Source organism: Humibacter antri, assembly GCF_054777235.1.
In genome coordinates, this window is sequence record NZ_BAAHAW010000001.1 from 127,444 (window position 1) to 145,995 (window position 18,552).

Consider the following 18,552-nt stretch of genomic DNA (forward strand, 5'->3'; position numbering starts at 1 on the left):
GCGCCGCTGGCGGCGTGTGGAGGGGTGATAGGGAGCGAAACCAGTGCCTGAGCGAGTTTCGACAAGCTCAAACAGCGGGAGGAGCGATAGGGAGCGAAACCTGTGCCTGAGCGGGTTTCGACAGGCTCAACCAGCGGGAGGTGCCGCAGTGACGGCGGGAGGGGCGACGGCGGCGGGAGGCGCCGCGGTGACGGGAGGCGCCGGGGTGACGGGAGGCGCAGCGGCGGCGGGAGGGGCGGCGGCGAGCGCGGCGGCGAACTCGTCCATCGCCCAGTCCAGGTCGGCGGGCTCGACGACGATGGGCGGGGCGAACCGGATCGTCGCGCCGTGCGTGTCCTTGACGAGGATGCCGCGGCGCAGCATCGGCTCCGCCAGTTCGCGTCCGGTGCCGATCGATGGGTCCACGTCGACGCCCGCCCACAGCCCCGCCCCGCGCACTGCGGTGACGCCGTGCCCGATGAGAGCGTCGAGCCGGCTGCGCATCCTTTCGCCCAGTTCGCGGGCGCGGCGCTGCGGGTCGCCGGTGGCGAGCATGCGGATCACCTCGAGGCCGATCGCGCAGGCGAGCGGGTTGCCGCCGAAGGTCGAGCCGTGCTCGCCGGGACGGATGACTCCGAGCACATCGCGATCCGCCACTACGGCGGACAGCGGCATGATGCCGCCGCCGAGCGCCTTGCCCAGAAGGTAGACGTCGGGCACGACGCCCCACAGGTCGCTCGCGAATGTCTCGCCCACCCGGCCGAGCCCGGACTGCACCTCGTCGGCGACCAGCAGCACCTGGTTCTCGGTGCAGATCCGCCGCAGTTCCGGCAGGAAGTCGTCGGGCGGCACGATCACACCCGCCTCGCCCTGGATCGGCTCCACCAGCACGGCGACTGTGTTCTCGTCGATCGCACCGGCGACAGCAGCAGCATCGCCGTACGGAACCGAACGGAAGCCCGGCGTGAAGGGACCGAAGCCGTCACGGGCATCCGGATCGTCACTGAAGCCGACGATGGTGGTCGTGCGCCCGTGGAAGTTGCCGTGGAAGACGACGATGTTCGCGGCGTCCGCTCCGACGCCCTTCACCCGATAGCCCCAGGCCCGTGCGACTTTGATGCCGGTCTCGACCGCTTCGGCGCCGGTGTTCATCGGCAGCACGAGGTCTTTGCCGGCGAGTGCGGCGAGCTCGGTCACGAACGGTCCGAGCAGGTCGTGGTGGAACGCGCGACTGGTCAGCGAGATGCGGTCGAGCTGCTCCTTCGCCGCCGCGACGAGCCGCGGGTTGGTGTGCCCGAAGTTCACGGCGGAGTATGCGGCGAGACAGTCGAGGTAACGGTTGCCGTCGACATCCGTCACCCATGCGCCGTCGCCCGAGGCGATCACGACCGGAAGCGGGGCGTAGTTGTGCGCTGCGTGCTCGTCTTCCAGGCGAAGGATGTCGGCGGCGGATTTCCCGCCGGTTGAGCTTGTCGAAACCGGGTCTGTACGGTGCCCGGTTTCGACGGGCTCAACCGGCGAATTTCGCCTCAGCGACGGAGTTCCAGGGTGCAGCATTTGACGCCACCTCCTCCACGGAGAAGCTCGGACAGGTCGACGCCGATCGGGTTGTAGCCGCGTTCGCGCAGCTGCTTCTCGAAGCCGACCGCGCGCTGGGCGATCACGACGTTGTAGCCGTCCGAGATGGAATTCAGCCCGAGGATGCCGGCATCCTCCTCGCTCACGATGATCGCGTCGGGATAGAGCCGTTCGAGCTTGCGGCGGCTGGGCTCGTCGAACGCGGCCGGCACATAGGCGATGTTCGCGTTCTCGTCGTCTTTCAGCGGATCGAGCACCGAGATCGCCGTGTCGAGGTGGTAGAAGCGCGGGTCGACGAGGTTCAGCGTGACGACCTCACGGTCATACACCTCGTGCAGTTCGCCGTGGCTCTCGACGCTGCTGCGGAAACCTGTGCCGGCGAGGATGCGCGTGCCCACCAGCAGAATGTCGCCCTCGCCCTCGTTCACCTGCTTCGGCTCCACGACGCTGAACCCGTGGTCGCCGAACCATTCCATGAACGCCGGCCCCTCCGGCGCCCGCTGCGGATACGTGAACAGCGCACCGTACGCGACGCCGTCGATGATGAATCCGCCGTTGGCCGTGTAGACCATGTCGGGAAGACCGGGGATCGGGTCGATCAGGTGCACCTCGTGGCCGAGGCGCACGAACGTCTCGTAGAGCGTCGTCCACTGGTCGAGCGCGTTCTGCGTGTCGGTCGGCTCCTGCGGATGCATCCACGGGTTGATGCGGTAGCTCACCGTGAAATGCTCCGGGCGGCACATCAGGTAAGTACGACGGGACGGCACCAGGTGCGTCGGCGCCTCCGACCGCGTCGCGGTTGCGGATGCCCGTTCGTGCGATCCGCTTCGAAGGCGTGCGTCGGTGGAGTCGATGGCCGTCATGCTTTCCAGTCTCGCACCGGGTTATTGCGTGGTGTGTCGCATTGACCGCATGATCCGTGCGCAGTTGCCGGTGAAGACGCAACGCATCCTCTTAGAATTGCAGCGTGGACAACCTCGATCGGAACATCATCGACCTGCTGCGCGAGAACTCGCGCTCGTCGTACGGCGACATCGGCTCGCGTGTCGGGCTGTCCGCATCGGCGGTCAAGCGCCGCATCGATCGGCTGGTCGTCGACGGGGTCATCCGCGGGTTCACGATCAACGTGGATCCCACCATCGACGGCATGAGCACAGAGGCCTACGTCGAACTGTTCTGCCGCGGGACGGTGTCACCGAGCGAGCTGCAGCGCATCCTCTCGGCCGTTCCCGAGGTCGCTGAGGCGTGCACGGTATCGGGCAGCGCTGACGCGATTCTGCGCATCCGCTCCCGCGACATCCCGAGCCTCGAAGCCGCGCTCGAGCGGGTGCGCGTCGCGCCCAGCGTCGATCACACGCGCAGCGCCATCGTGCTCTCCCGCCTGGTGCACCGCGAGATCGAGTGACGCGCCCATCACCATCACCCGTTGGTCGATTGGCGCATCACTCCGTTGGTCGATTGGCGCACCCATCACTCCGTTGGTTGAGCGAACGGCCCACTACCCCGTTGGTTCACTGACCCGCCCACCACTCCGTTGGTTGAGCTTGTCGAGACCGGTCCGACCGGTCCCGGGTTTCGCTCTCTGGCGGCGCGGCCGTCACGTCGCATTGCGACGCGCCGGAACCGCCTGCCGGGGCCCCAGCTCAACCCACGGGAGGTTTCGACAAGCTCAACCCGCGGGACGTCTCGACACGCTCAACCCACGGGACGTCTCGACACGCTCAACCCACGGGACGTCTCGACACGCTCAACCCACGGGAGGTTTCGACAGGCTCAACCGGCGGGGAGGTTTCGACAGGCTCAACCCGCGGGAGGGGCTCAACCCGCGGTGAGAGCGTCTGAGCGCAGACATAGCATTCACTCTCGACGCACACAGCGGATTCTGTGAACATGATCGGGTGGACGAATCGATTGCGCGCCTCCTTGTCGTGGAAGACGACCCCGATATGGCCAGACTGCTGCGACGCGGCCTGATCGCGGAGGGCTACGAGGTGCTCTCCGTCGACAACGGCGTGGATGCCCTCATCACCCTTCGCGACAACACCGTCGACGCGCTCGCGGTCGACGTCATGCTGCCCGGCATGAGCGGCTTCGAGCTGTGTCGCCGGGTGCGGGAATCCGGCCGCACCATGCCCATCCTGCTGCTCACCGCTCGGGATGCCGTCGAGGACCGGGTGTTCGGCCTCGACTCCGGCGCAGACGACTACCTCACCAAGCCGTTCGCGTTCGCCGAGCTGGCAGCCCGGCTGCGTGCGCTGCTGCGACGGGATGCCTCGACCAAGCCGACCCTGCGCGTGGGCAACCTCACCATCGACTCGCTCGAACACAAGGCATCCGTCGCCGGAAAGCAGGTCGCGTTCAGCCCGCGCGAGTTCTCGCTCGTGCGGCTGCTGGCGATGCATGCCGGCGAGATGGTGACGCGGGGCGACATCCTCGACGACATCTGGGGCGGTCACGAGCACATCGACCAGAACGTGCTCGACCAGTACGTGTCGTACGTGCGCCGCAAGCTGGATGCCGCGGACACGGGCATCCGGATCGCCACGGTCCGCGGACTGGGCTACCGGCTGGAGGCGGTCGAGGCACCCGCGGGCCAGACAGCCGTGAACCAGACCACAGGAAGCCAGGCGCCCGCGAACCACTCGGAGCACGGCGGTGCGGCCGGCCAGGGTGCGCCCGGCCGACAGGATGCACCAGAGCATGGTGAGCCGGCCGAGCCGAAGCGGTGAGCTGGATCCGCGACTTCGCCGGTCGCCTCTCGATCACGGCCCGCATCGCGGTGGGCAGCTTCGTGGTCGCGGTGCTGATCGGAGTGGTCGCGGTGATCGGCATCAGGGCGGGCGTGAGCGTGATCCTCGACAACGCCACGGTCACGCTGCTGCAACACGACGCTGAGCCGTTCGCGCAGCAGGTGGCGAGAAATCCGCGCGACATCGAGACCATCCCCGGTGAGGGACAGTACGTGGCCATCGTCTCGCCGTCGGGCCAGGTGAAGATGTCGAGCCTTCCCAAGTCGCTGCGACCCTTCGGCCACGCTCCCCTGACCGGTGAAGAGACGATCTCCCGTGTGAGCACGTCGGCGCGCGACTACATCGTGCGCACGGCGCCCGTCGTACGGGCCGACGGCGTGTGGCACATCGTCACGGCTCGCAGCGAAGACGCGAACGAGCTCGTGCTGGGCAGACTGAGCGCCGCGCTCATCGTGGGCGCCGCCGCGCTGGTCGCGTGCTTCACCGTCGCGTCGTTCATCCTGGCGCGCACCGCGTTGCGTCCCGTGAACGACATGCGTCGTCAGGCGGACGAGCTCGCCCGACGGCAGTCGGCCGGCGGAGCCGAGGACCGCGACGCCGGCTCCCGCGAACTGCTGGAGGTGCCGCCGGTGCGGGACGAGCTGGCCGCACTCGCCGTCACGCTCAACGGGCTCATCGAGGGGTTGAGGGCGTCCGCCGACCGCGAGAAGCAGCTGGTGTCGGATGCCAGCCACGAGCTCCGCACACCGCTGGCCGTGCTGCGCGGGGAGCTCGAGCTCGCGGAGCTCGACGCGGGCGACGCGGATGCCCTGCTTGCAGACATCCGCCAGTCCCACCAGACCGTGCTGCGACTCTCGAACCTCGCCACGAACCTGCTCGAGCTCTCTCGCATCGACGCGCACGGTCAGCGCGGCGCGAGCAACTGGTTCGACCTGGAAGACGAGTTGGCGGCCGCCATCGATCGCAGCCGCCAGACGGCCGCCATGCAGGGTGTCGACTGCGTGATCGACTTCGAGGTCGTTGCGGAGGCGCCGGCCGCTGGCACGGTGGCTCTCTCGAGCCAGGAGTTCGGCCGCATCGTCGACAACCTCATCGGCAACTCGATCAAGGCGCTCGCCCCCGAGGGTGCCACTGTGGACGACACCCCTCGTGAAGATGTGGGCACGGGAGTTTCTGGGGTGGATGCCGGTGCGACGGGCACCGGCACGGGCGTTGCCGAGGCTGAGGCTGAGGCTGAGGCTGAGCTTGCTGGGGCTGGCGTTGCCGGGGCCGAGGTTGCCGGGGCTGAATACGCCGGCACGGTGACGGCTCGACTCACGCATGACGGGGCATCCGTCTGCCTGTCGATCATCGACGACGGGCCGGGCATGCCGTCGGACTTCGTGCCGATCGCGCTCGACCGGTTCACCCGCGTCGACGCGGCGCGCAACACCACCACCGGCAGCGGACTGGGCCTCGCGATCGTGGCCGGACTCGTTGATGCGGCGCGCGGCGGCATCCGGCTTTCGTCACAGCCCGGCGAAGGGCTGACGGTCGACATCGTGCTGCCGCTCGCTCACGGGTGACGAGTGCACGGTCGAGGGCCGGGCGGCCGTCGACGCATGACGCGCCAGGCGAACAACCACGGTGCGCACGAATCAGCACGGTGCACCATTCAGAACGGTGCGGACGAACCACCGCGGCGCGTGAACCACCCCGGAGCATGAACTACGGCACGTGAACCACCCCGGTGCGTATATCGCGACGGCGCACGAACAACCCCCGTGCGCACGAACCAGCACGGAGCAGACAAACCAGCACGGAGCAGACGAACCAGCACGGGACAGACGAACCACCACGGGACAGATGAACCACCACGGAATGGACGCCCATTGCGTGGTGGTTCATCAACACCGTGCTCGGTCGACGCACCTGGCATGGACGCCTGGCAGACGCACCTGGGATGGGCGCCTGCCATGGACGCATCACATGAACGCCTGGGACAAGCGCCGGTGACTCGTCAGGAATTGAGGATGCGCCCGAAGTGGTACCCGATGCCGCTCCAGGTGGAGAGCGACACGATGCGCACCGGAATGCCGTAGTCCGGAGCCTCGATGATCATGCCGCCGCCGAGATAGAGGGCGACGTGCTCATCGTCGTTGAAGAAGACGAGGTCGCCCGACTGAGCCGTCGCCTCCGAGATCGTGGTGGCGACGGCATCCTGCGACGGCACGTAGTGCACCAGCGAGACGCCGACCGTCGCGTACGCCACCATGGTGAGTCCCGAGCAGTCGATGCCGTCGTGGGATGCTCCGCCGAGCACGTACGGATCGCCGAGGTAGGTGAGCGCCGACTCGACGATCTTCTCCCGCTCGCCGCCGAACTGGAGCGCCTGCGCCAGCGCTACCGCGACCTCGGGACCGTTCGGGCCAGACTCGGCCGCGACGATCCCGGCGATCGCGCCGGCGACGTAGTTCTCTCTCTGCACGGATCCGTCCGAGACTGCCGACGACACCTGCAGCTTCTGTGCGATCAGCTTCGAGTTGCTGGCGATCGTCGCCTGCAGTTGCTGCGGACTGATCGTCTCGGCCGCGTTCGCCGGTGCCGCGATCATGAGCCCCGGGATGAGTGCGAGCACGGCGCCGCCGGCGACAAGCCCTGAAAGACGGGATGCCTGCAACCTGCGATGCGCATGCCCGCCCGGCTCGTGGGTGCCCGACTTGTGGTGGGCGCGAAAGCCTCCCCCACCGAAAGCACCCCCCTGCGCAGCGGATGCCTCCCGCGGCGTGGCCGGGACGAACGTCGCGCGGGCGCGCGGAGGTTCAGTCGTCGCAGGCGTTTCCGCCGTCGGCGACGCACCCGCGGTCTGTGAGGGCGTCGCGGTCGACGACGGCGCTGCCGCTTTCGACGCCGCGGGCGTCGACGACGGGCCCGCGGTCTGCGATGCCTCTGGTGTCAGCGGCGGCCCTGCGGTCGATGACGGGCCTGCGGCCGATGACAGCTCTGCGGCCAATGACAGGCCTGCGGTCGACGAGAGGCCCGCGGTCGGTGACGGGCCTGGGTTGGCTGGTGCCTCGACGGTTGGATTCGCGGCACGTGCCTCGCGCAGCGCGCGGCGCGAGGGGTACGCAGGCGCCACTGTTCCTTCGTCCGCACCGAACAGCTCCGACACAGCGGATGTCGGCAGCGACGCCGGAGATGCATCCTGTGCCGCGCGCAGTCGCTCGCGGGCTTCCCGGCGAGAGCGCGGGGGATCGGCAAGCGCCGGGGCCGCGGTTTCGGGCTGCGACGGTGCCACTGGAACAGCGGGTCGATGCTCTGTCAAGTTCAGCGGGACGACAGGCTCAGGCGCTGTCGCCGCTACAGGCCCAGGAGCCGTCGAGATCACCGGAACGACAAGCTGAGATTCCGTCGGTGACATTGGGACAGCGAACTGAGATTCCGTCGGTGACATTGGGACAGCCACCTCAGGCCTCGTCCGAGCGACCGAGACAGCGAGGCCAGACTCCGTCGGCACGACTGGACCAGCGAACTCGAACGAGACGGGCGGCACGACGACATCGGACTCCGCCGGCGCGTGTGAAACGCGCTCCACCGGTGACGGTGCTGTCAGCGGAGAGCGGGCATCCGGAATCGGATCATCGGATACCAGCGCAGCGACGAACGCGGAGAGATCTTCGGGGTCGCCGGTCGAGTCGCTCGATGACGCGTCGTCTGCCGACGAACGGCCGTGATCGACCGCCGCTGCTCTCCGACCCATTCGCTCCCAGCCTGCTCCCGTTTCCGCACGCGGGGTACGGAGGTCTCGACAACCTTGTCCCCCAAAATGCGGACCGGCGGGCCGGCCACGCGTTCCACCATAACGGATCGATAAACGAGCACCACTGAGAAGACTCGGAGGTTCGTCGGTTATCCCGCAGCGACGTCGGGACCGCGGACGGCGTCGGGACTGCGGAGACACGCCGACGCCTGACCCGAAACACGTCTGTTTTCACGGCGCGTCGGATCGAATCTCTGCAGGAGCGCACACCCTGCTCGCGAAAGGCGGCCCAGGTCGGCGCCTGGGCGGGGTTGCGCGGGAAAGGTCCGACGGGTGAGCCTGAACAGGCTGGGCTCGACCGGCAGGGCTCAACCGACTCGACTCGACGACCGCCCGGACTGGGCTAGACCGACTCGACTCGACCGGCTGGGGAGAATTCGACCGGCAGGACTCAACCGTAAAGGCTGAACCGGCCGGACTGGGGCCGCGAGACTCGACGGGCGAGGCCCGACCGGTTCAAACCAGGCGGGTGAAGTGGTATGGGATGCTCGCCCACTGCGACAGTGGATCGAGCTCGACGTCGCGCCCCTCGGTCGGTGCGTGCAGCACCATGCCGTTACCCATGTACAGGCCGACATGGTCATCGCTGTCGAACACGACCAGGTCGCCCGGTCGTGCGTCGGCGGCGGAGATCTGGGTGCCCGCGGCATCCTGCGTCGGCACGTAGTGCGCCAGGCTGATGCCCGCTGCCGCATAGGCGACCATCGTGAGGCCCGAACAGTCGATGCCGCTGTGCGATGCACCGCCGAGCACGTACGGCGTGCCGAGATAGGTCATGGCGGTCGAGACGATCGCGGCGCGGGCGCTCGGATTGCCTGTGCCGATGAGCTGCAGGGCCATGCCCTGATCGATGCCGTACGACTTCTCGAGGTTGCCTGCGACGTCGACGGTCGCGAACGAGTCGTGCGCGACCGTCGGCTGCGCCACATCCGCCGAGACGGCCAGGTGTTGCACGTCTCCGCGCGACGCAGCATCGAGGATGGCCGTGTGCAGCGCGGCCCGTTGTGCCTGCGCCCTGCTGGGGTGCGCATCCGTGTGCACCACGGCGGCAGCGGTAGTCGCACCGTGCACGTTCTCGGCGTGCGCCGCATAGCCGGGCAGCGCGGTGGTGAGGCTCGCGATGAGTCCGAATGAGACGCCGGCGACGGCGAGCGTGATGTGGTGCCGTCGGGCCGCGCGGCGCGGAGCTGCGGCCCCTGCGTGGGCTCCGCGATGACGGCGGAGGCCCAGTGCCGTTCGGGTGCCGGCGAGGGCGTTGGTGAAGTTGTCGTACGTCGAAGAGAGCAAGCGCATAAGTGGAGACCAGGCGGGCGGCCCGCACGTACGTACGGCCACCACGAATCGTTCGGGAACAAAGAAAATGCCGGTCTTCACCGGCGTCGTCCAACGTAGGTCAGCGGTGGGTGATGCCTGCCAGGGCTCGTTCAGGTTCTCAAGGGCCGATCAGGGGTCATTTCCGTGCGGAGACCGGATGCCTGTGCCCGAGGAAGCCGCCGCGGCTCGGCGGGCGCAACCGCCCGGGATCCGCGTGCTGGTGCGGATCGCGCGGGCACGGGCATCCGACTCTCGACATTGCCGTTCTGGTCACTTGACCAGGAATGCGGTTACCGCACGCGGTTCTGCGGCGGCACTCAGGAAGTGAGCCACTGTCAGGGAATCGTCAGGCCGCCTTGCGGCTCGTGCCAGCTTCGCGCGCGCTCACGACACGACGAAGTGGCGGATGCCTCATGCCGTGTCCGACGCTGTGGACGGCATGAGGCGTCCACAATTCCGCTCAGATCACGTCGTCGGTCAGCTGGGTCGGGCTGCCGAAGCGATGGTTCGTGACCGAGATGGCCTGCTCCTTCAGGAACGGCAGCAGCTCGACCCGACCGGAGGCGGTCACCGGCCCGGAAAACACTGCGACGTCGATGCGGTCCCCGAGCGCGCGGGCCAGCGCCGCGGCGTCTCCGCCGATCAGCCGGACGCGTTCGGCCGGCGGGCCGTCAGGGTCGAGCGCGGCACCGGATGCCGCAATGCGTGTCGACCAGGCGGCATCCGTCTCGACCGCGTCGCCGACGCCGAGCTCACGCAACGCCTCGCGCAGCGGCCGTGGGAGTTGCATCGGACTGCTCACGTCGAACCGCCCGCGAATCAGGGTCGCCGCGGCGAGCACCCGCAGCAGCGCGGCGATGCCGACGCCCTCGCTGAGCCGGATGCTCACCCGCGCCGGCCGGTACCGGAACAGGTTGCGCTCCACGCCGAGGTTCGCCGCGTCACGTACGACGCCGAACTCGTTCGCCCACGCGATGGCGTCGCTCAACGCCGACCTGCGCACCAGGTCGAACTCCTCGTAGCTCATCGCCGGCTGCGCGGATTCGATCACGCGCGAGACCCGCGAATCGAGTCCGCGCAGGTGCAGGCTGGCGCTGGAGGATCCGGATGCCCCGGTCCACGAGCCCAGCCCGAACAGGTAGTTCGGGCCACCGGCCTTGTGCCCGGCGCCCACGGACGACCGCTTCCAGCCGCCGAACGGCTGCCGCTGCACGATCGCGCCCGTGATTCCGCGATTCACATAGAGGTTGCCCGCCTCGACGACGGAGAGCCAGTACTCGATCTCGTCCGGATCCAGCGAGTGCAGGCCGGCGGTGAGCCCGTAGTCCACCGTGTTCTGCCACTCGAGCGCCTGCTCGAGCGTGCGCGCGTGCATGATGCCGAGCACCGGGCCGAAGAACTCGGTCTGGTGGAATCGCGAGCCGGGCTGCACCCCTGAGCGGATGCCCGGCGACCAGAGCCGCCCCGAGTCATCCAGCCTGCGCGGCTGAACGAGCCACTCCTCGCCCGGCTCCAGCTGCGTCAGCGCGTACTCGAGCTTGCCCGTCGCCGGTTCGATCAGCGGTCCCATCCACGTCACCGGCTGCTCCGGCCATCCGACGTAGACGCTCTCCGCGGCGTCGGCCAGCTGGTCGAGGAAGCGCTGCGAGGTGCCCATGGATCCGACGAGGATGACCAGGCTCGCGGCCGAGCACTTCTGCCCCGCGTTGCCGAACGCGCTCTTCACCACGTCGGCGACGGCGAGGTCGACGTCGGCGCTCGGAGTCACGACGATCGCGTTCTTGCCGCTCGTCTCGGCCAGCAACGGAAGATCGGGCCGCCAGCTCTTGAACAGCTTCGCCGTCTCGTAGGAACCCGTGAGGATGACGCGATCCACTCTCGGGTCCGAGATGAGCGCCTGTCCGAGCTCACCCTCGTCGACGTCGGCGAGCGCCATCAGCTCACGCGGGATGCCCGCCTCCCAGATGCATTCCGCCAGCACGGCAGCGCAGCGCCCCGCCTGCGGCGCTGGCTTGAACACGACGCCGCTTCCGGCGGCGAGCGGCCCCAATACACTGCCGGCCGGGATGGACACGGGAAAGTTCCACGGCGGCGTCGCGACGGTGAGCCGCGAGGGCACGAACGTCGCGCCCTGCACGGTGTCGAGCTCACGGGCGAGCGCCGCGTAGTAGTGCGCGAAGTCGACCGCCTCGCTGACTTCGGGGTCAGCCTCCGCGATCGTCTTTCCCGTCTCGGAGGCCATCACCTCGATCAGCCGGTCACGATTGGCCGAGAGTGCCAGGCCGACCCGGTCGAGAGCCGCGGCACGGGCGCTTCCGGGAATGGAGCCCCACTGCGCTCCGGTCTGCTGCACGGTGGACAGAAGGGTGTCGAGCATCCGCTCGTCGGTCACGCGGGATGCCGCCAGCGTCTCCTGGCCGAGCTCGGACGAGGGAACGGATGCCAGTATGCGTCGCCCCCACGCCCGGTTCGCCGGGAGCGCCGGGTCGGTGTCGGACTCGTTGCGGAATGCTCCTCGTGCGACGTCTGCAGCGGTCTGCGCCGGACTCGCGGCATCCGCGGCGGTTGCTGCGCCGGCATCCGCACCACCCGCACCATCCGCGGTGGTTTGAGCAGACATGCCACGCTCGGGCCTGGCATGTCTGCGCAAACCGGTGGGGCCGTGGGACGAACCGGCGGGGCCGTCGGGCAAACCGGCAGGGCCGTCGGGCAAACCGGCAGGGCCGTCGGGCAAACCGGCAGGGCCGTCGAGCGTGGCCCCACTCGCCTCGCCGGGCTCAAAGACGATGCCGGTCGTCGGGAACAGGCCGTTCCCGCGCGATCCACGCTCCAGGCCCAGCACCGCGGCGGTGAGACCCTCCTCGGCCGCTTCGGCGGCGGGGTCCACGGGTGCGGGTCGCGGGTGGAACAACGTCGTCGGGTCGGTCTCCACCCATTCACGGGCGCGATCCTGCCTGCGGTTCGGGAGGGGTGCGAGTCCGCGAGGGCCGTCATCCGCCTCGTACTCGGCGACGGCGGCCAGGAACCGTGCCTTCTCGCGCTCGAAAAGGTCGGGCTTGTCCGTGAGCTCGAACGCGGCGGAGAGGAAGTCCTCGTCTGCGGCGTTCTCCTGGAGCCGGCGCATGAGATAGGAGATGGCGACGTCGAAGTGCCGCGGATGCACCACGGGCGCGTACAGCAGCAGGCCGCCGACCGTGTGCGCAACGGCATCCGCCTGTTGGGCGGCCATGCCGAGCAGCATCTCGAAGTCGACGCGGTCGTCTACGCCACGGCTGCGTGCGAGCACCCAGGCGTGCGCGACGTCGAACAGGTTGTGCCCCGCGACTCCGATCTTCACGGCGTGCGTGTGCTCCGGCGTGAGCGCCCAGTCGAGCACCCGCTTGTAGTTCGCGTCGGTGTGCACCTTGCCGTCGTACGTCGCCAGCCGCCAGTCGTGCAGCGCGGCATCCACTCGCTCCATCGGCAGGTTGGCGCCCTTCACGATGCGCACCTTGATCGGAGCCCCGCCTGCGGCCCTGCGATTCTGGGCCCACTCGGTGAGGTCTTGCAGGGCATCCAGGGCGTCGGGCAGATACGCCTGCAGCACGATGCCGGCCTCGAGCCCCAGCAGCCGCTGGTCGGCGAGCAGTCGTTTGAAGACCGCGATGGTCAGGTCGAGGTCGTGATACTCCTCCATATCGAGGTTGATGAACTTGCGTCGAGGGGATGCGGCCGCATACAGATAGAGCGGCGCAAGTCGCTGCACCACTCGGGTGACCGACTCGTCGAAGGCCCACATCGACAGCTGGCTGGCCACGCTCGAGACCTTGATCGACACATAGTCGACGTCGTCGCGCTCCAGCAGCTCGCGGGTGCCCTCGAGACGCGCATCCGCCTCGTTCTCGCCGAGCACCGCCTCGCCGAGCAGGTTCAGATTGAGGCGGATGTGATCGGATGCGCCCGCCGGAGCGCCGTCCTGGCGCAGCCGGGCGATCGCCTTGCCCAGCTTGGCCGGCGTCGCATCGACGATCAGGTGCCCCACCATCGAGCGCAGCACTCGACGTGCGATCGGGATGACGATCCACGGGATGGCCGGCGCGACCGCCCCGCCCACCGCTATCGCCCAGCGCTGGTACCAGGGCAGGAACCGCGGAACCGCGCGACCGAGCTGATGCAGACTCTTCGCGGCGACGTAGACATCCTGAGGGCGGGCGACGCCGTCGACGAAGCCGACGGCGAAGTCGAGCCCGCGCGGATCCTGCAGCAGACCGGCCAACCGCTCGGCTGCCGGGTCGCGCTTGGAGGCCTCCGGAATGGCATCCCGCGCCTCGGATGCCTGCAGCCATGCGCGCACCAGCTCGATCGCCCGTTGGGCGAGATCGTCTTCGGGGATTCCGGTTGTCGGCCCCCTTCCCCCGTCGTGCTCGGGGCCACCCATGGTGGCGCCGTCGGGGATGCCTGAGCCGTTGAAAGGGCCCGAGCCGTCGAAAGGGCCCGAGCCGTCGAAAGAGCCCGAGCCGTCGAAAGAGCCCGAGCCGTCGAAAGGGAGGGGGATTCCGCCGGGGGTGCGGATGCCGTCGTCCTGCGCCATGAACTCGAGACTATGCCGGGGGAACCTGCGAGGGCACCGCGTGGCGCGGCGTGCGGCGCAACGATCGTTGCGTGGGCGGCGCGGCCGGCGCAACGTTGCTGGAATCCGTCCCCGTCACGACCGCACGAGTCGCCGCACCGATGCGATCCCCACCCCCACCACGACCGAGAGCACGATCAGGGCGAGCCCGAGCATCCGCCATCCGGGAACCGTGGCGAGCACACCGGCGCTCAGCGAGCCGACCACCTGGAAACCGTTGGTGATCACCTCGGCGACCGGCTGCACCCGCCCCCGCTCCGACGACCGATAGGTGCGGGTGATCATCGCGCTTCCCCCGCTGTATGCAAGATTCCAGCCGACGCCGACCGTGAACATGGCCGTGAGGAACGCCCACTCGGCCGTCGAGACGGCGGCCGCGATGCCTGCGACGACGATGATCGCCGCTCCGGCCGTCGCGATGGCGCGCTCGCCGACGCGACCGATCACCTTGGCGATGACGAATCCCGGCACGAACATGCCGACCATGTGCAGCTGCACGGCGAAGGCGGCATCCGCCTGCGAGTGTCCCATGGCCATGCCCGCGATCGGTCCCGCCGTCATCATCGACGTCATCGCGATCGCGGCGAACGACGCCACCCCGACTCCGGTGATGAGCAGCGGCTGCCGCCACAGCACGCGGCGCGACCTCGGCTCGATGGCCGGCTGCCCCATGGATGCCCGCACCTCTTCCTCGCGCCCGGTCCGCCCCTGCAGCGCGAGTTCGCGTGGCAGGAACGCGTTCCACAGCGCGGCGAGTGCGCCGAAGAACGCCACCATGAGATAGCTGGCGACGAAGACGACGGGCAGCAGGGCATCCACCCACGTCGCGAGGAACGGGCCGAGCAGCGCCGCGACGAGACCTCCCGCGAGCACCGTGGTGACCGCCCGCGCTCGCTGACTGCCGGCGGCATCCGCGGCCGCGTACCGGTAGTAGCCCGCGCCGGCCGAGTAGACGCCGATCAGACCGGTGCCCACGCAGAAGAGCCAGAACGCATCGAGCTGGATGGCGAGCGCCGAGACCAGCCCGGCCACGATCGCGACGCACGCTGCAGCGGTGAAGACCGCGCGGTATCCATACCGTCCGATCAGGCGGGAGAACAGGAACGTGGATGCCACGGCGGCGACCGGGATGAGGCTGAACGGGATCGTCGCCAGCGTTGTCGACGGAGCCAGGCGCGCCCCGACGATGCCGGTGAGCGTGAGGTCGACCGAGCTGCCGAGCACGTACAGCCCCTGAGCCGGGGCGAGCCGACGGGCTACGCGGAGGTGGGGGGCGGCATCCGTATCGGTGATCGTCGTCGTCATGCTGCCACTGTGCCCAGCGGGAAGGTTCGAGCGTGAGTGGCAGGAACGACGATTTGCGATAGATTCTTGCCATGCCGGTTTCAACTGCCCGTGCGCACCGCCATCGTGTCGCGGTGCTCGCTCTCGGCCGGGCGCTGCCGATGGAGATCGGGATGCCGTTCCAGATCTTCGACCACCTCGACCTGCCGTACGACGTCGTGCTCTGCGGGCTCGAGCCCGGGCCGGTCGAGACGGCCGGCGGGTGGACGGTGAACGCCACGCACGGCCTCGAAGCGGTGGCCGCCGCCGACACGGTGATCGTCCCGGCATTCCGCGACGCTGTCGACGAGGTGCCCGCGCACGCTGTCGAAGCCCTCCGCACCGCGCATCGCCGAGGCGCGCGCATGGTCTCCATCTGCACCGGCGCCTTCGCCCTCGCAGCGGCCGGACTGTTCGACGGACGGCGTGCCACCACCCACTGGCGGTACACGGATGCCCTCGCCGAGCGGTATCCGCTCGTCACCGTCGACCCCGGCGTGCTGTACGTCGATACGGGAGACGTGATCTCGTCCGCCGGCGTGGCGAGCGGCATCGATGTCTGCCTGCACATCCTGCGCCTGGACCACGGAGCTGCTGTCGCGAACGCCGTCGCGCGCGACATCGTCGCGGCGCCGCACCGAGACGGCGGTCAGGCGCAGTTCATCGACCGGCCACCGTTGCCCGAACCGCTCACCGGATCCGGAGGTTCGGCATCCGGGCTCGCCGGCACCCGGGAATGGGCGCTGGCGAACCTGGACCGCCCGCTGACCGTGACCGGTCTCGCCGCCCATGCACACGCATCCGCTCGCACGTTCGCACGCCGGTTCACGGCCGAGACGGGCACGACTCCGCTCAAATGGCTCAACACGGCCCGCGTCGACCGCGCACGCGAACTGCTGGAGACCACCGCACTCGGCATCGACCGCGTCTCGGAACTCTGCGGACTCGGCTCGCCGGCGAACTTCCGCACGCACTTCCGCCGCGTCACGGGCGTGAGTCCGAGCGACTATCGCCGCACGTTTTCTTCCGGGATAATCGAAGCCCGGACCGCACGCTTGCGGGCGGAGGGAGTGCACCATGTCCTCAATCGAGGTCAGTGATCTCGCTGAGGTCGTCTACTCCTCGGGAAAGGTGTTCGACGGGCTCTCGACGGGCCGGCTCGACACCGAGAATTTCCTGCGTTCAGGGAACCTCGATGGCGTTACATCGCGTTCAGACCTTGCTCTCCTGAAAGATCTGCGGGACGTCGCGCAGTTCATCATCGACCACAGTGACAGGCCGATCGATGTCGCGTTCGTCAAAGACGTGAATGCGCAGCTCACACGTAGCGCGGCGCTGCATCCAGGTCAGCTTCGAACCGACGCACAATTGATCGGCGTGCGCACCCGCTATGGCCGCCACGAACCCGACGCCATGACCGACAAGGGTCTCCAGCGCCTGCTCGATGTGGCCTTCTCTCACGATGCCGACCCTGACGAACGTGCGTTGGAGGTCTTCGTGCAGTTGGCGAAGGCGCAACCGTTCGAGGACGGCAACAAGCGCACTGCGTTGTTCGTCGCGAATGCGCTGCTCCTCGGTTCCGGAAACGGGAGGTTGCTGACCATCCCCGTCGACGACAGCGACCCGACGGTAGGCGAAAGGTTCAACGACCTGCTCGCCAGGGCATACACCCATGACGAGGATGAGGCAGTGGAGGAACTGCTGCGTTCTCGAGGCTTCATCGCCCTCGAGGATGGACGCGAAGAGTCAGAACGCCGCTGACACTCCACCGTCTTTCGGCAGTGGAAACGAAACCCACCCCTCCAGATGTGGCCGGCGACGACGCTGCCGTCAGCGCATCCGCGCGTGTGCGTCGGGCTACCGCCCGGGGGTGAGGTCTCGGCGCTTGATGTATCCGTTGCTGCTGACGACGCAGTCGGCCGGGACGTCTTTCGCGATGACGGCCCCTGCGGCGATGACGGAGCCGGTACCGATGCGCACTCCGGGCGTCACGGTCGCGTTCGCGCCGATCCAAACGTCGGATTCGATCACGATGGGCGCCACGGTCACCCCGTCGAATCGCTCCGCGGGCTCGACGGGGTGCCCAGCCGTGCTGAGGGTGACTCCTGGCCCGATCATGGTGCGGTCGCCGATGGTGATTCCGCCGAGGTCGTAGAACGCGCAGTTCTGGTTCACGAACACTCGGTCGCCGAACTCGAGGCCCAGGCCGTAGTCGCAGAAGAACGGCGGATAGACGGTGAGCGTCTCGGGTACTGGCCGGCCGAGGATCTCGCTGAGAAGCGCCGTGCGCCCGTCGACGTCGATGTGGCGCAACACGTTCAGACGCGAGGTCAGGTCCATGACGACCTGAATCCTCTCCATCATGGCTCTCGATTCGGGAGTGCGCCTCGGGATCAGCCGTTCATTTCGCATCGTCTCTCATGATGACACCGCGCTCCTCGCACGCCTGCCATCCGCACGAGACCGCTGACCGGACGGGCTGCCGCTGCGAGGTCTACGGCCGTCAACTGCCGGATGCCTGCGTCAGGGCCGCGTAGTCCGCCAGGGTCGAATGCAGCGCGGCGACGTAGTCGTCGGCCTCACCGGTGATCCAGCGCTGGAACGCACGATGGAAGACCGCGATGCCGAGGTCGGCGGCGAGAGCGGCTGCGGCGGCATCCACGCCGCGTTCGACGAGCGCCTCGCGGACCGCCACGTTCAGGCGCGCCAGCTTCAGCAGTTCGCGCTCCTGCAGGCTCGGGTTCGCATCGATGATCTTCGCCCGCTTCGACGACCACTCTTTGCGGTCTCCGAAGAAGTCGCCAGACGCGCAGAAACCCTCGGTGACGATCGCCAGCGGAGCGGATGCCTGCGACCCCTTCACCGCGTCGACCACCGCGGCCTCCAGCTGATCCGATCCGTCGAAAAGCACCTCTCGCTTGTCTGCGAAGTACCGGAAGAACGTGCGCTCCGTGACCCCCGCCCGTGCGGCGATCTCCTGCACCGTGGTCGGCTCGTAGCCGCGCTCCGCGTAGAGGTCGAGAGCGGCGCGCTGCAGCCTGCCGCGAGCATCCGGCTCCCACCTCACCATGCCGTCGATTGTAGTCGCGATCCACATTGATGACAGCATCTGACATCAGTGCTATCGTAACTCATGTCAGCAACTGACATCGGTTGTCGATTGATCATCAGGACTCCGGTAGAGCCGGACGAAGGCTTCG

At 68.5% G+C, this 18,552-nt stretch carries 13 protein-coding genes; 5 read left to right on the forward strand and 8 right to left on the reverse strand.

What is annotated here, in order from left to right:
* Positions 1-126: 126 nt before the first annotated feature.
* Together rocD and ddaH are read right to left on the reverse strand one after the other, a co-directional pair.
* Positions 127-1,536: an aspartate aminotransferase family protein gene (rocD, locus tag ACYVDK_RS00530; RefSeq protein ID WP_460516392.1), complete on the reverse strand. Its 1,410-nt coding sequence runs from the start codon at positions 1,534-1,536 to the stop codon at positions 127-129.
* Positions 1,509-2,300, reverse strand: a complete 792-nt coding sequence (gene ddaH / locus ACYVDK_RS00535) for a dimethylargininase (RefSeq protein WP_460516483.1) — start codon at positions 2,298-2,300, stop codon at positions 1,509-1,511. The genes rocD and ddaH overlap by 28 nt, the downstream gene beginning before the upstream one ends.
* A gap of 224 nt (positions 2,301-2,524) precedes the next feature.
* Here ddaH and ACYVDK_RS00540 point away from each other — a divergent pair, with 224 nt between their 5' ends.
* The 3 genes from ACYVDK_RS00540 (at position 2,525) to ACYVDK_RS00550 (ending at position 5,872) form a co-directional block, all read left to right on the forward strand.
* The gene (locus ACYVDK_RS00540) at positions 2,525-2,962 is read left to right on the forward strand and encodes an Lrp/AsnC family transcriptional regulator (RefSeq protein ID WP_460516395.1); all 438 of its coding nucleotides are present in this window, start codon (positions 2,525-2,527) and stop codon (positions 2,960-2,962) included.
* A gap of 493 nt (positions 2,963-3,455) precedes the next feature.
* The gene (locus ACYVDK_RS00545; RefSeq protein WP_460516398.1) at positions 3,456-4,286 is read left to right on the forward strand and encodes a response regulator transcription factor; all 831 of its coding nucleotides are present in this window, start codon (positions 3,456-3,458) and stop codon (positions 4,284-4,286) included.
* Positions 4,283-5,872 carry a sensor histidine kinase gene (locus tag ACYVDK_RS00550; RefSeq protein WP_460516401.1) on the forward strand — a complete coding sequence of 530 codons (1,590 nt, stop codon included), beginning with the start codon at positions 4,283-4,285 and terminating at the stop codon, positions 5,870-5,872. The genes ACYVDK_RS00545 and ACYVDK_RS00550 overlap by 4 nt, the downstream gene beginning before the upstream one ends.
* Before the next feature lie 434 nt (positions 5,873-6,306).
* On the opposite strand, the gene ACYVDK_RS00555 is transcribed toward ACYVDK_RS00550, so the two are convergent.
* The 4 genes from ACYVDK_RS00555 to ACYVDK_RS00570 form a co-directional block, all read right to left on the reverse strand.
* The gene (locus ACYVDK_RS00555; protein ID WP_460516403.1) at positions 6,307-7,299 is read right to left on the reverse strand and encodes a C40 family peptidase; all 993 of its coding nucleotides are present in this window, start codon (positions 7,297-7,299) and stop codon (positions 6,307-6,309) included.
* 1,263 nt (positions 7,300-8,562) lie between these two features.
* Entirely contained in the window at positions 8,563-9,393 is an 831-nt protein-coding gene (locus ACYVDK_RS00560; protein ID WP_460516406.1) for a C40 family peptidase, read from the reverse strand.
* A 487-nt stretch (positions 9,394-9,880) separates the two neighbouring features.
* The gene (locus tag ACYVDK_RS00565) at positions 9,881-13,837 is read right to left on the reverse strand and encodes a proline dehydrogenase family protein (RefSeq protein WP_460516486.1); all 3,957 of its coding nucleotides are present in this window, start codon (positions 13,835-13,837) and stop codon (positions 9,881-9,883) included.
* Between the two features lie 267 nt (positions 13,838-14,104).
* Entirely contained in the window at positions 14,105-15,334 is a 1,230-nt protein-coding gene (locus tag ACYVDK_RS00570) for an MFS transporter (protein WP_460516408.1), read from the reverse strand.
* A 71-nt stretch (positions 15,335-15,405) separates the two neighbouring features.
* Between ACYVDK_RS00570 and ACYVDK_RS00575 the strand changes: the two genes are divergently transcribed.
* Together ACYVDK_RS00575 and ACYVDK_RS00580 are read left to right on the forward strand one after the other, a co-directional pair.
* A complete protein-coding gene (locus tag ACYVDK_RS00575) occupies positions 15,406-16,452 on the forward strand; it encodes a helix-turn-helix domain-containing protein (RefSeq protein WP_460516411.1) in 1,047 nt (348 codons plus the stop codon).
* Positions 16,430-17,113: a Fic family protein gene (locus ACYVDK_RS00580; RefSeq protein ID WP_460516414.1), complete on the forward strand. Its 684-nt coding sequence runs from the start codon at positions 16,430-16,432 to the stop codon at positions 17,111-17,113. Before ACYVDK_RS00575 ends, ACYVDK_RS00580 begins: the two co-directional genes overlap by 23 nt.
* A 96-nt stretch (positions 17,114-17,209) precedes the next feature.
* On the opposite strand, the gene ACYVDK_RS00585 is transcribed toward ACYVDK_RS00580, so the two are convergent.
* Together ACYVDK_RS00585 and ACYVDK_RS00590 are read right to left on the reverse strand one after the other, a co-directional pair.
* On the reverse strand, positions 17,210-17,692 hold the full coding sequence (locus ACYVDK_RS00585) for a sugar O-acetyltransferase (RefSeq protein ID WP_460516417.1): 483 nt from the start codon (positions 17,690-17,692) through the stop codon (positions 17,210-17,212).
* 163 nt (positions 17,693-17,855) lie between these two features.
* On the reverse strand, positions 17,856-18,422 hold the full coding sequence (locus ACYVDK_RS00590) for a TetR family transcriptional regulator (protein ID WP_460516420.1): 567 nt from the start codon (positions 18,420-18,422) through the stop codon (positions 17,856-17,858).
* Positions 18,423-18,552 lie beyond the last annotated feature (130 nt).

Bases quoted from the DNA above. Each gene is read 5' to 3' on its own strand.
- rocD (WP_460516392.1), bottom strand. From the start codon at position 1,536: ATGCTGCACCCTGGAACTCCGTCGCTGAGGCGAAATTCGCCGGTTGAG.
- ddaH (WP_460516483.1), bottom strand. From the start codon at position 2,300: ATGTGCCGCCCGGAGCATTTCACGGTGAGCTACCGCATCAACCCGTGG.
- ACYVDK_RS00565 (WP_460516486.1), bottom strand. From the start codon at position 13,837: ATGGGTGGCCCCGAGCACGACGGGGGAAGGGGGCCGACAACCGGAATC.
- ACYVDK_RS00570 (WP_460516408.1), bottom strand. From the start codon at position 15,334: ATGACGACGACGATCACCGATACGGATGCCGCCCCCCACCTCCGCGTA.
- ACYVDK_RS00575 (WP_460516411.1), top strand. From the start codon at position 15,406: ATGCCGGTTTCAACTGCCCGTGCGCACCGCCATCGTGTCGCGGTGCTC.
- ACYVDK_RS00580 (WP_460516414.1), top strand. From the start codon at position 16,430: ATGTCCTCAATCGAGGTCAGTGATCTCGCTGAGGTCGTCTACTCCTCG.
- ACYVDK_RS00585 (WP_460516417.1), bottom strand. From the start codon at position 17,692: ATGGACCTGACCTCGCGTCTGAACGTGTTGCGCCACATCGACGTCGAC.
- ACYVDK_RS00590 (WP_460516420.1), bottom strand. From the start codon at position 18,422: ATGGTGAGGTGGGAGCCGGATGCTCGCGGCAGGCTGCAGCGCGCCGCT.